General features: G+C 68.2%; 7 protein-coding genes. 1 reads left to right on the top strand and 6 read right to left on the bottom strand.

Translation table 11 applies throughout. From position 1 onward, the window contains the following. Nucleotides 1-118: 118 nt before the first annotated feature. Together ACWEOE_RS33820 and rpoB are read right to left on the bottom strand one after the other, a co-directional pair. Nucleotides 119-4,030 carry a DNA-directed RNA polymerase subunit beta' gene (locus ACWEOE_RS33820; RefSeq protein ID WP_452016438.1) on the bottom strand — a complete coding sequence of 1,304 codons (3,912 nt, stop codon included), beginning with the start codon at nucleotides 4,028-4,030 and terminating at the stop codon, nucleotides 119-121. A gap of 89 nt (nucleotides 4,031-4,119) precedes the next feature. Then, nucleotides 4,120-7,623, bottom strand: a complete 3,504-nt coding sequence (rpoB, locus tag ACWEOE_RS33825) for a DNA-directed RNA polymerase subunit beta (protein WP_452016440.1) — start codon at nucleotides 7,621-7,623, stop codon at nucleotides 4,120-4,122. 723 nt (nucleotides 7,624-8,346) lie between these two features. Here rpoB and aroQ point away from each other — a divergent pair. Beyond that, nucleotides 8,347-8,970, top strand: coding sequence for a gamma subclass chorismate mutase AroQ (gene aroQ / locus ACWEOE_RS33830; protein ID WP_452016442.1), 624 nt, complete (start codon nucleotides 8,347-8,349; stop codon nucleotides 8,968-8,970). 79 nt (nucleotides 8,971-9,049) lie between these two features. On the opposite strand, the gene ACWEOE_RS33835 is transcribed toward aroQ, so the two are convergent. The 4 genes from ACWEOE_RS33835 to ACWEOE_RS33850 are packed head-to-tail and all read right to left on the bottom strand — an operon-like array spanning nucleotide 9,050 to nucleotide 13,318. After that, entirely contained in the window at nucleotides 9,050-10,114 is a 1,065-nt protein-coding gene (locus tag ACWEOE_RS33835) for a hypothetical protein (protein WP_452016444.1), read from the bottom strand. A 27-nt stretch (nucleotides 10,115-10,141) separates the two neighbouring features. Then, nucleotides 10,142-10,783: a hypothetical protein gene (locus ACWEOE_RS33840; RefSeq protein WP_452016446.1), complete on the bottom strand. Its 642-nt coding sequence runs from the start codon at nucleotides 10,781-10,783 to the stop codon at nucleotides 10,142-10,144. Nucleotides 10,784-10,826: 43 nt separating this feature from the next. Next, nucleotides 10,827-12,092, bottom strand: coding sequence for an MCE family protein (locus tag ACWEOE_RS33845; RefSeq protein ID WP_452016448.1), 1,266 nt, complete (start codon nucleotides 12,090-12,092; stop codon nucleotides 10,827-10,829). Beyond that, the gene (locus tag ACWEOE_RS33850) at nucleotides 12,092-13,318 is read right to left on the bottom strand and encodes an MCE family protein (RefSeq protein ID WP_452016450.1); all 1,227 of its coding nucleotides are present in this window, start codon (nucleotides 13,316-13,318) and stop codon (nucleotides 12,092-12,094) included. The genes ACWEOE_RS33845 and ACWEOE_RS33850 overlap by 1 nt, the downstream gene beginning before the upstream one ends. Nucleotide 13,319: the final 1 nt, after the last annotated feature.

Below are 13,319 nucleotides of genomic sequence, written 5' to 3' on the forward strand. Positions count from 1 at the left end.
GCGAACTACGTCCATCCATACAACTGCTCCCCGGAAGCCGGAACTGAATTTCTCAGTCCAACTTCCGGGGAGCAGTTCAGGGAACGGGGGCCTTCTCAGCTACTGGCTACGAAACGGCTCAGCGGAAGTCGCGGCCGAAGTCGTAGTCGTCGAGCGGAACGGCAGCGCCGGTGCCCGACCCGAAGACGTCCGGCGTGTAGTAGCCGTCGTCGTAGGACGGGATGGCGTACGCCGCGACGCGCGCCTCCTCGGTCGGCTGGACCTGGATGTTCCGGTACTTGTTGATGCCGGTACCGGCCGGGATCAGCTTACCGATGATCACGTTCTCCTTGAGGCCCACGAGCTTGTCCGAGCGGCCGTTGATGGCCGCGTCGGTCAGGACCCGCGTGGTCTCCTGGAACGAGGCCGCCGACAGCCACGAGTCCGTGGTCAGCGAGGCCTTCGTGATCCCCATCAGCACCGGGCGACCCGAAGCCGGCTCGCCACCCTCGGCGACCGCGGCGCGGTTCGTCGCCTCGAACTTCGTGCGCTCGGGCAGCTCGCCCGGCAGGAAGTCCGTGGCACCGGAGTCGATGATCGTCACGCGGCGCAGCATCTGCCGCACGATGACCTCGATGTGCTTGTCGTGGATCGACACACCCTGAGCGCGGTACACCTTCTGGACCTCGTCGGTGAGGTGCATCTGCGCCTCACGCGGGCCCATCACGCGGAGCACCTCGTGCGGGTCGGGCGTGCCCTCGAGCAGCTGCTGCCCCACGTTGACGTGGTCACCGTCGCCCAGCGGACCGTTCGGGGTGTTGGCGAGCCGCTGCCGCTTGGACAGCTTGTCGAAGACGATCTCCTCCGACCCGTCGTCCGGGATCAGGGTGATCTTCCAGAACCGCTCGCTCTCCTCGATCCGCACACGGCCGTCGACGTCCGCGATCGGCGCCTTGCCCTTCGGGACCCGGGCCTCGAAGAGCTCGGTCACACGGGGCAGACCGGTCGTGATGTCGTCACCGGCGACACCACCCTGGTGGAACGTACGCATCGTCAGCTGCGTACCCGGCTCACCGATCGACTGGGCGGCGACGATGCCGACGGCCTCGCCGACGTCGACGAGCTGGCCCGTCGCCATCGAGCGGCCGTAGCAGGTCGCGCACACACCGACCGCCGACTCACAGGTCAGGACCGAGCGGACCTTGACCTTCGAGATGCCGCTGGAGAGCAGCTTCTCGATGGCCGGGTCGCCCACGTCGTCACCCGCGTTGAGCACGACGTTGCCCTTGGCGTCCACCGCGTCCGTCGCGAGGTTCCGCGCGTACACGCTGGTCTCCACGTGCTGGTCGCGGATCACCTTGCCGTCGCCGACGTCCTCGCCGACGACCATCATGATGCCGCGCGTGGTGCCGCAGTCGACCTCGCGGACGATGACGTCCTGCGACACGTCCACCAGACGACGGGTCAGGTAACCCGAGTCGGCGGTACGGAGCGCCGTGTCCGCCAGACCCTTCCGGGCACCGTGCGTCGCGATGAAGTACTCCGCCACCGACAGGCCTTCACGGAAGTTGGCCTTGATCGGACGCGGGATGTACTCACCCTTCGGGTTCGACACCAGGCCACGCATACCGGCCAGCGACCGGACCTGCGTCATGTTGCCCGCCGCACCCGACTTCACGATCATGGCGATCGGGTTGTCGTCCGGCAGCGCCGTCTCCATGATCTTGTGGACTTCTTCGGTGGCCTGCGTCCACACCTTGACGAGCTCGTTGTTGCGCTCGGTGTGGGACAGCTGACCACGCTGGTACCGCTTCTCGACCTGGTCGGCCTTGCCCTCGTACTCGTCGAGAATAGCCTTCTTGCCCTCGGGCACGAGCACGTCGGAGATGGCCACCGTGACGCCCGAGCGGGTCGCCCAGAAGAAGCCGGCGTCCTTGAGCTTGTCCAGCGTCTGCGCCACCTGCGTCATCGAGTACCGCTCGGCGAGGTCGTTCACGATCGCGGCCTGACGCTTCTTCGGCATCGGCTCGTTCACGAACGGGTAGTCCGCCGGGAGCAGGTCGTTGAACAGCACGCGGCCCAGGGTCGTCTCGGCCAGCCACATCTTGCCCGGCTCCCAGCCCGCCTCGGCCAGGCGCGCTTCGTCGGCCTTGGCCGGCTGGCGGTCCGTGACGCGGATCTTGATGGGAGCGTGCAGGCTCAGCGCCTTGCGGTCGAACGCCATGATCGCCTCGGCCGGCGAGGAGTACGCGTTGCCCGCGCCCTCGGCGTTCTCGTTGAGGCGCGTCAGGTGGAACAGGCCCGTGACCATGTCCAGACGCGGCATGGCCAGCGGGCGGCCCGACGCCGGCGACAGGATGTTGTTCGCCGACAGCATCAGGATCCGGGCCTCGGCCTGCGCCTCGGCCGACAGCGGCAGGTGCACCGCCATCTGGTCACCGTCGAAGTCCGCGTTGAACGCCTCGCAGACCAGCGGGTGCAGCTGGATGGCCTTGCCTTCCACCAGCTGCGGCTCGAAGGCCTGGATGCCGAGGCGGTGCAGGGTCGGCGCGCGGTTCAGCATCACCGGGTGGCCGGTGATGACCTCTTCGAGCACGTCCCACACCTGCGGGCGCGAACGCTCCACCATCCGCTTGGCGGACTTGATGTTCTGGGCGTGGTTCAGGTCGACCAGCCGCTTCATGACGAACGGCTTGAACAGCTCGAGCGCCATGTCCTTCGGCAGACCGCACTGGTGCAGCTTCAGCTGCGGACCGACGATGATGACCGAACGGCCCGAGTAGTCCACGCGCTTGCCGAGCAGGTTCTGGCGGAACCGGCCCTGCTTGCCCTTGAGCAGGTCGGACAGCGACTTCAGCGGCCGGTTGCCCGGGCCGGTGACGGGACGACCGCGGCGGCCGTTGTCGAACAGCGCGTCGACGGCCTCCTGCAGCATCCGCTTCTCGTTGTTGACGATGATCTCGGGCGCGCCGAGGTCGATCAGTCGCTTGAGGCGGTTGTTGCGGTTGATCACGCGGCGGTACAGGTCGTTCAGGTCCGACGTCGCGAAGCGGCCACCGTCGAGCTGCACCATCGGGCGCAGGTCCGGCGGGATGACCGGCACGGCGTCGAGCACCATGCCGCGCGGGTCGTTGCCGGTGGCCTGGAAGGCGGCCACGACCTTGAGGCGCTTGAGCGCGCGAAGCTTCTTCTGGCCCTTGCCGTTGCGGATGGTGTCGCGCAGGCTGTCGGCTTCCGCGGCCACGTCGAACTCGGTGGCCAGCTTCTGGATGGCCTCCGCGCCCATGCCGCCGGTGAAGTACTCGCCGTAGCGGTCGACCAGCTCGCGGTAGAGCAGCTCGTCGGCGATCAGCTGGCGGGTGTCGAGCTTCGTGAAGGTCGTCCAGACCTCCTCGAGGCGGTCGAGCTCGCGGCCGGCGCGGTCGCGCAGCTGACGCATCTCGCGCTCGCCGCCCTCCTTGACCTTGCGGCGCACGTCGGACTTGGCGCCCTCCGCCTCCAGCTCGGCCAGGTCGGCTTCCAGCTTCTGCGCGCGAGCCTCGATGTCCGCGTCACGCTTCGTCTCGAGGTTCTTGCGCTCGACGCCGATCTCGTTCTCGAGGGTCGGCAGGTCGTTGTGGCGCAGCTCCGTGTTCACGCCCGTGATGACGTAAGCAGCGAAGTAGATGATCTTCTCGAGGTCCTTCGGCGCCAGGTCCAGCAGGTAGCCCAGGCGGGAAGGAACACCCTTGAAGTACCAGATGTGGGTGACCGGCGCGGCCAGCTCGATGTGGCCCATCCGCTCACGGCGCACCTTGGCGCGGGTCACCTCGACGCCGCAGCGCTCACAGATGATGCCCTTGAAGCGCACGCGCTTGTACTTGCCGCAGTAGCACTCCCAGTCCCGGGTCGGGCCGAAGATCTTCTCGCAGAAAAGACCGTCCTTCTCGGGCTTGAGAGTCCGGTAGTTGATGGTCTCCGGCTTCTTGACCTCGCCGTAGGACCACTGACGGATGTCGTCAGCAGTGGCCAGGCCAATGCGGAGCTCATCGAAGAAATTGACGTCCAGCACGTCTAAGTCCCCTTGGGGTTGATTCGGCTAGATGAGGGGTCGGCGGGCGAGGCGGGACCCACGGGAGGCAGGTCCCGCCTCAGCTCCGGTCAGTGCACGACGTCGTCCACCGAGGGCGACTCGTTGCGGGACAGGTTGATGCCGAGGTTGGCCGCGGCGCGCTCGAGGTCCTCGTCGTCGGAGTCGCGCATCTCGATGGCCGCACCGTCGCTGGAGAGCACCTCGACGTTGAGGCACAGCGACTGGAGCTCCTTCAGGAGCACCTTGAACGACTCCGGGATGCCCGGCTCGGGGATGTTCTCCCCCTTGACGATGGCCTCGTACACCTTCACGCGGCCGACCACGTCGTCCGACTTGATCGTGAGCAGCTCCTGCAGCGTGTAGGCAGCGCCGTACGCCTGCATCGCCCAGCACTCCATCTCACCGAAGCGCTGGCCACCGAACTGCGCCTTACCACCCAGCGGCTGCTGCGTGATCATCGAGTACGGGCCGGTGGAGCGGGCGTGGATCTTGTCGTCGACCAGGTGGTGCAGCTTCAGGATGTACATGTAGCCGACCGACACCGGGTACGGGTACGGCTCGCCGGAGCGGCCGTCGAACAGCGTGGCCTTGCCGTTCTCCTTGACCATGCGCTCGCCGTCGCGGTTCGGCTTGGTCGAGCCGAGCAGCCCGGTCAGCTCCTCTTCCTTGGCGCCGTCGAACACCGGGGTGGCGGTGTTCGTGTTCGGCGCGACGTCGTAGAGCTCCTCGGAGAGGTTCTTCGCCCACTCCGGGTTGCCCTCGATCGTCCAGCCCTGCGACGCCAGCCAGCCCAGGTGCAGCTCGAGGATCTGGCCGATGTTCATCCGTCGCGGCACACCGTGCGTGTTCAGGATGATGTCGACCGGGGTGCCGTCCTCCATGAACGGCATGTCCTCGGCCGGCAGGATCTTGCCGATGACGCCCTTGTTGCCGTGGCGGCCGGCGAGCTTGTCGCCCGGCTGGATCTTGCGCTTCTGGGCCACGTAGACGCGGACCAGCTCGTTGACGCCCGGGGGCAGCTCGTCGTCGTCCTCACGCGAGAACACGCGGATGCCGATGACCTTGCCGGTCTCGCCGTGCGGCACCTTCAGCGAGGTATCGCGGACTTCGCGGGCCTTCTCACCGAAGATCGCGCGCAGCAGGCGCTCTTCCGGCGTCAGCTCGGTCTCGCCCTTCGGCGTGACCTTGCCGACCAGGATGTCGCCGTCGCGGACCTCGGCACCGATGCGGATGATGCCGCGCTCGTCGAGGTCGGCCAGGACCTCCTCGGAGACGTTCGGGATGTCCCGGGTGATCTCCTCGGCGCCCAGCTTGGTGTCGCGGGCGTCGATCTCGTGCTCCTCGATGTGGATCGACGTGAGCACGTCGTCCTGCACCAGGCGCTCGGAGAGGATGATCGCGTCCTCGTAGTTGTGGCCCTCCCACGGCATGACCGCCACGAGCAGGTTCTTGCCGAGCGCCATCTCACCGTTCTCGGTGGACGGGCCGTCGGCGATGACCTGGCCCTTTTCGACCCGGTCACCCTCGTTGACGATCGGGCGGTGGTTGAAGCACGTGCCGTGGTTGGAGCGGCGGAACTTGTACAGTCCGTAGCTCTTCCGCGTGCCGTCGTCGTGCATGATCGTGATGATGTCCGCGGACAGCTCCTCGACCACGCCGGCCTGCTCGGCCACGAGGACGTCACCGGCGTCGACCGCGGCGCGCAGCTCCACACCCGTGCCCACGTACGGGGCCTGGTTGCGCAGCAGCGGCACGGCCTGGCGCTGCATGTTCGCGCCCATCAGCGCGCGGTTCGCGTCGTCGTGCTCGAGGAACGGGATCATCGCCGTCGCGACGGAGACCATCTGCCGCGGCGACACGTCCATGTAGTCGATCTCGAGCGGGTCGATCAGCTCGACCTCGCCGCCCTTGCGCCGGCCCAGGACCTTGCTCTCGACGAAGTGGCCGTCGTCGGTGATCGGCGCGTTGGCCTGCGCCTTGACGAAGCGGTCTTCCTCGTCCGCGGTCAGGTAGTCGACCTGGTCGGTGACCTGGCCCTCGACGACCTTGCGGTACGGCGTCTCGATGAAGCCGAACGGGTTGACCCGCGCGTAGGAGCACAGCGAGCCGATCAGGCCGATGTTCGGGCCTTCCGGCGTCTCGATCGGGCACATGCGGCCGTAGTGCGACGGGTGGACGTCGCGGACCTCCATGCCGGCGCGCTCACGGGACAGACCACCGGGGCCCAGCGCCGAGAGGCGGCGCTTGTGGGTCAGGCCCGACAGCGGGTTGTTCTGGTCCATGAACTGCGACAGCTGCGAGGTGCCGAAGAACTCCTTGATCGCCGCGCCGATCGGGCGGATGTTGATCAGGGTCTGCGGCGTGATCGCCTCGACGTCCTGCGTGGTCATGCGCTCGCGCACGACGCGCTCGGTGCGGGAGAGGCCGACCCGGATCTGGTTCTGGATCAGCTCACCCACCGTGCGCAGGCGGCGGTTGCCGAAGTGGTCGATGTCGTCGGTCTCGACCGGCACCTCGACGTTCGACACGCTGGTCATCTTGTCCTCGCCGGCGTGGAGCCGGACCAGGTACTCGATGGCCGAGACGATGTCCTCTTCGGTCAGCGTGCCGGTGTCGTACGGGGTGTCGAGACCGAGCTTCTTGTTGACCTTGTAGCGGCCGACCTTGGCCAGGTCGTAGCGCTTCGGCTTGAAGAACAGGTTCTCCAGCAGCGTCTGCGCGCTCTCCTTCGTGGGCGGCTCGCCCGGACGGAGCTTGCGGTAGATGTCGAGCAGCGCCTCGTCGGTGCCGGCGGTGTGGTCCTTCTCGAGGGTGGCCAGAAGCGTCTCCGAGAAGGAGAAGCGCTCGCGGATCGCCTCGGTGGTCCAGCCCAGCGCCTTCAGCAGCACGGTGACCGGCTGGCGGCGCTTGCGGTCGATGCGGACGCCGACGGTGTCGCGCTTGTCGACGTCGAACTCGAGCCACGCGCCGCGGCTCGGGATCACGCGCACGCTGAAGACGTCCTTGTCGGTCGTCTTGTCGACACTGCTGTCGAAGTACACACCCGGAGAACGCACGAGCTGGGACACGACGACCCGCTCGGTGCCGTTGATGATGAAGGTGCCCTTGTCCGTCATCACGGGGAAGTCACCCAGGAAGACCGTCTGGCTCTTGATCTCACCGGTGTTGTTGTTGACGAACTCCGCCGTGACGAACAGCGGGGCCGCGTAGGTCATGTCCTTGTCCTTGCACTCCTCGATCGAGGCCTTGACCTCGTCGAAGCGCGGAGCGGAGAAAGACAGGGACATGGAGCCCGAGAAGTCCTCGATCGGGGAGATCTCGTTGAGGACCTCTTCCAGACCGCCGACCGGGTTCTCTTCACCTTCGTTGACGCGGCGCTCGAACCACGCCTCGTCGCCGGTGAACCACTGGAACGACTGGAGCTGCACGTCGAGCAGGTTGGGGGTACTGAGGGGTTCGCGAATCTTTGCGAAAGAGACCCGCACGGGCGCGCCGGGGATACCCGTGGACTCCGAGCGAGATACAGCCGAGGTGGTCGCAGCAGTGGCCTGGTTCGCGGGAGAGACTGCCAAGATGCGTCCTTCCGGGGACAATGAGCGGTGAGCAGCCGTTATGGCAACAGGTGCCATCGCGACTGTCAGGGGTGCCGTGTGCCCACTATCCTAACTACCGGCTCCGGGCAGCCTGAAAGAGGGCAGCGCAAAGAGGCAGTCTAGCCCGAACGACGCGGTCTGTCCAGGGGGCGCTCCCGATGGGGCCCAGCCTGCCTCGCGGCGTTGTAGCAATGCCTCCGGCCCGCCCGGGTTCTGCGTCCCTCCCGCAAGGTTCGCGCTCCCGGCCGTGACCGTTGGCAGTAAGCCTGAACCCAGAGGGCGTCCGAGTCAAGATGCCACACGGTGGTTCAAGATGCCACACGGTGGTCCGACCGGTTGGCGCAGCGTCGACCAGGGGGTGCGGAGGGTGACAAGCGGGATGATCATCCCGGTTACCCGCCGGTACCTGCGGAATCGCGACCGCGGGGCGGATCATGAGCCGGGTCAAACGGTGTTTTGCGTCACGAACCGGGGTCGTGGAGCGAGTGGTCCGCTCGGCGCAGGACGCCCCTGAACAGCGATGCTCACGTCCGCGGGAAGGCGTTGCCCGGCCCCCGGAGCCGGATCGGGCGGCACATCCGGGCAGACAAATCCGGCATCGGAACGATTGACCGCCCATTCGGCGAGATTGTCCGGGTTTCGTGAATTCCCCACCGCTAACATCGGATCCGATCCTGGTCGCCGGCCCATGACGGAGTGCTCATGTTCGGGAACAAAACCGCTCGCCGTTCCACCGTGGTGCTCGCCGTCGCACTGGCCGCAGTCACCGTCGGAGGCACTCAGGCCATGGCCTCATCCGAGAAGACCGCCATGAACACCGCCGGCAACCCCGGCACCGGCCACGCGTTCGGGCGGCTCGGGCCGCTCGCCGACCTCGTGGTCGAGCGCCTGCGGGTGGGCGATCGCGTGGCGGCGTCGAAGTTCGGCACCGACAAGCCCATCGACGACCCGGGGCGCGAGCAGCAGGAGCTGGCCGCGGTGCGCACGCGGGCGTTCGCGCTGGGCCTGGACCCCGAGCGCACGGCCGCGTTCTTCTCCGACCAGATCACGGCCAGCAAAGTCGTGCAGCGGGGCCTGTTCGACCGCTGGACCGCGCACCCCGAGCAAGCGCCCACCACGCGCCCGGACCTCACGGAGATCCGCGCCGAGCTGGACGAGCTCACCACCTCGCTGCTGACCGAGCTGGTGGCAACGAACGACATCCGCGAGCCGGGCGCCCCGTGCCGCGTCGACGTGGTCCAGGCCCAGATCTCGGCCGACATCGTCGACCACCTCGACGAGCTGCACCGCACCGCGCTGCGCACGGCCCTGCAGTCGCTCTGCTGAGGACCGCGCACCGAGGGCACGAAGCAGGAGGCCCGGCACCCGCTCAAGCGGGCACCGGGCCTCCTGTGCTGTCCGGGCCCTACTTCGAGGGCGGCGGCGAGGCCGGGGCCGATGAAGCGGGCGCCTTGGCCGCGGGCGGCGCCGGGGCCTTGTACGTGTCGAGGTCGGTGATCTTCCACGTGTCGCCCTGCAGCTGGGCGTCAACGTGGAGCTGGGCCGAGCCGGCGGTGGTCTGCTTGGTGTCGGTGCGCGTGGACGTCTGGTCGACGAACACCATCACGCGCGCGAGGTCGCCGTTGAGCATGATCACGGCGCTGCGAGTGACCTTGCAGGTCACCACCATCTTCTGCTGCGGCGCGAGGCGCTTCACCTCGCCCATGAGCGAGTTGTACTTGCCCTTGACCTCGTCGTTGGCGAGCAGGTTGCCGGCAGCGTCCTCGGTCTTCTTGATGTTGTTGTAGTCGTAGGAGAACAGGGTCTCGGTGGCCTTGGAGACCTGGTCCTTGACCTGCGCGGTCTTCGCGACGTCGAGCAGGGCGGCGTTGCTCGTGGAATCGGAGACGTCGTCGTACTGGAGCTTGAAGAACACCGCTCCCCCGGCGAACACCAGGCCCACCACGAGCAGCACGACGATCAGCGCGACCGAGCGGTCCTGCCTCTGCTGCCGCGCCCACGGCGGCGGCACATCGGCCACCGAGGCCTCCTGCTCGGCCTCGTCGACGTCGGTGGGCTTCGCGCGGCCCGAGTCCCGGTGCTTGCGGCGGGGCGCCTGGCGAACGGGGGCGTCCTCGACGACCTCGCCGGTGAGCGCGTCGACCTCCTCGACCGGCTCTTCGGGCCCCGTGTTCAGCGGTTCGGGGTCGACGGGCTCGGGGTCGAGCCCCCGCGTCCGCGAGATCCCCGAACTCCTCGGGAACCGGATCTCCTGTGTAACCTCGGACGGATCGGCGCTGGTCAGCGGGCCCGGCCGCGGCACCGGACGTGGGCGCGGCTTGGCCGGCGCGGGCGTGGCGGCAGGTGCCGGGCGCTCGTCGGTGGACGCAGGTGCCGCGTCCGCGCTCGACGGCTTGCGCAGGCCGGCAACCCTCGGCCGGCGGGCCGGCGGGGTGCTGCTGCGGGGCGGCTGGCGGCGGGAGGGCGGCATTGGGGGGAACTCCGTTCTGCGGTGAAGCTACTGGCCGGAGGCGACGAGGGGGACGCTGTCGATGCCGGACAGCTTCCACTCGCTCCCGACGCGGGTCATCGAGGCCTCCAGGCGCAGCGCCTTGGAACTGGTCTGGCCGCCCGCGCTGTTCGTCGTGGTGATCGCGGCCAGGAAGCTCGCCTTGCCCTCGTGGTCGTCGAGCTCCTCGACGGCGATGTCCTGCACCGTCGCGGTGACCTTGACCTTCGCGTCGGTCAGCGCCTTCGAGTAGGTCGCCCGGCCCGCGTCGATCTGCTGGGACATGTTCGTGTCCGAGACGGCCTTCTGGTGGTCGAAGTACTCGTTGAGGTTCGTGTAGTCGACCGTGGTGTAGGCGGTGACCGCGGCGGCACCCGCCTGCATGACCTCGTCGCGTGACTTCGCGAGATCGGCGTTCTCGCCGGTGCCGGCGACCCACCACATGATCCCGAAGACCACCGCCACCACGAAGGCGGCGAGCGCGAACGCGCCGGCGCCGAAGAGCCACACGCGCGGCGAGCCCGGCAGCGACCGCTTGGCCGAAGACCCCGAAGACCCCGAAGACTCGGAAGACACCGGAGCGTCCGACGAGACGTCGGAGGAAACCGCGGCGGTCACCTCTTCCTCGCCGGCGGCCTGTTCGGAACTCATATCACTCCAGGGTAGGTAACGGTCATCGATCGCGGCGCGGGCCTCAGCCGGCCAGGCCGAGCAACGCGCCCAGGCTGTTCAACGAGACACCCGGGCTTCCGGCTACGCCCGGCACGGAAGCGTCGCGCATGTCCTGCAGCTCCTGGGCCGGCCGGCCCGCGTTGGCGTCCACGTCGGCCTGCGAGGGCGCGACCGGCGCCCCGCCGTAGGGCGCGTTCTGCGCCCCGCGGACGTTGATGGGGCTGCCCTTGGGCTCGGCACAGTACACGTTGTCATCGGCCGGACGCGGTGACGTGTCGGCGCCCGTGCGGTACTGGCTGTAGGGCAGGTAACCCTTCGTGCAGGCGGGCGGGTTGAACAGGTTGAGCACGAGCCCGAGGTGCGCGGTGCCGTCACCCGGCGCCACGCTGTTGGCGGCCGCCGCGAGCGCCGGGTAGGTCACCAGGCCCTGCTCGATGCCGTCGAGGCGGGTCACGGTGAGGTTGGAGGTGGTCAGCAGGTTCGCGGTGAGCGCGCCGAGGCCCGGTCCGGTCTCGTTGATTAGCTGGTCGATCTGCGTCGCGAGCTGCGGGGTGATGCCGATGAGCTTGCGCAGGTCGCCGTCGGAGTTCTTCAGCGTGCCGGTGAGCTCGTTGAGGTTCTTCGAGAAGTCCGCGAAGTTCGAGGCCTCGTGGTTCTGCGTGTCCAGCGCCCGGCCGCCGGCGTCGAGCAGCTGCACGGTCTGGGGCAGGTACTGCTGGGCCGTGGCGGTGAAGCTCTGCGCGGTGTCGAGCAGCTGCTGCAGGTCGCCGCCGGTGCCGCGGAACGCGTCGTAGGACTCGTCCACGACCGTGCGCAGCGAGTCGGTGGGCACCGAGGCGGCGAGCGAGTCGAGGTCGGCCAGCAGCCGGTCGGTGCTGACCGGCACGGTGGTCTTCGACGCCGGGATCACCGAACCGCCCGCGAGGTACGGGCCCTTGTCGTTCTTCGGCCGCAGGTCCACGTACTGCTCACCGACGGCCGAGCGGTTGGCGACCACGGCGTCGAGGTCCGCGGGCACCTGCGGAGCCGACGGGTCGATGTTCAGGTCGGCCTCGAGCCCGTTCTGGGTCAGCCGCAGCTGGCCCACGCGCCCGATGTTGAAGCCGCGGTAGGTCACCTCGGCGTTGGTGAAGATGCCGCCCGACTCGTTGAGCTGCAGCTTCACCGTGTAGCCGCTGTCGCCGAACACCGTGCCGAGGCCGGCGAAGCGGACCAGGGCGTAGACGAGCGCCACGATCGAGATGATCGCGAAGGCCACGAGCTGGATCTTCGTCTTGCGCAGCAACATCAGCCCGCACCTCCCGAGAGGATCCCGAAGAGCCCCGACAGCCCGCCCTGCGACGGCTGCCCGCCACCCTGGCCACCGGTCGAGCTCGGCTTCTTCGTGCCCGAGCCGGAGTCACTGGGGAACGACAGCGGCGGCGGCTGGTCACCCGGCGTGCCGCTCACGCCGCCTGTCAGGCCCGGCACCGGCAGCAGGTTCGACAGCGGGTTGTCCCGGCTGCGGCCCAGGTTGTCGATGATGTCCTTGAGGTTCAGGTCGACCTTCGCGAAGAGGTTGAAGTAGTCGCCCTTCACGTCGTCGTAGGCCTGGTCGGTGAACGGGAAGGTCAGCAGGATCTGCAGCGCCTGCGGCAGGTCGTTGCCCGCTTCGCCGAGCTTCTGCAACGTCGGCGTGAGGGCCTTGAGGTCGGCCACGAGGTCCGCCTTGCTCTTGTTCACCGTGTCGGTGGCGACGCCGGAGAGGTTGTTCAGCGCGTTGAGCATGGTCACGAGCTGGCCGCGCTGCTGCTCCAGCACCCCGATGCCGGGGCCGAGGTTGTCGACGGCGCCCACCAGCTTGTCCTTCTGGTCCTTGAGGGTCATCGACAGCCGGTCGAGCCCGTCGAGCGCGCGGGTGATGTTGCGCGACTGCTCGTCGAGGTTCGTCACGAGCTCGTTGGCGTTGTCCAGCAACGCCTTGATGTCGGGCTCCTTGCCCGACGTCGCGTTGTTGAGCTCCTCGGTGATGGTGTTGAGCTGGTCGACGCCACCGCCGTTGAGCAGCAGCGACAGCGCGCCGAGCACCTCTTCGACCTCGACGTCGCGGCCGGTGCGCGCGAGCGGGATCGTGGCGTCGTTCGCGAGCGTGCCCTGCGCCTGGCCGTCGCCGGGTGAGGACAGCTCCACGTACTTCTCGCCGAGCAGGCTCGACTGCTTCACGTTGGCCAGCGCGTTGGCCGGCAGTTTCACGTCGCCGTTGATCTCCACGGTGACCTCGGCGTGCCAGCCGTCGGGGGTGAGGCCGACGGACTCGACCTGCCCGACCGGCACCTCGTTGACCTTCACGCCGGCCTGCGGCACGAGGTCGAGCACGTCGGAGAACTGCACCTTGACCTTGTACGGGTGGCTGCCGAGATCGGCGCCGCCCGGCAGCGGAACGTCGTAGATGCCGGTGAATCCACAGCCCGACAGCACCAGCGCGGACACCGTGGTGACCACGCCGGCGGCGGCGAACCTCCTGAGGCGCTTCATG

The organism is Amycolatopsis sp. NPDC004368 (assembly GCF_053602515.1).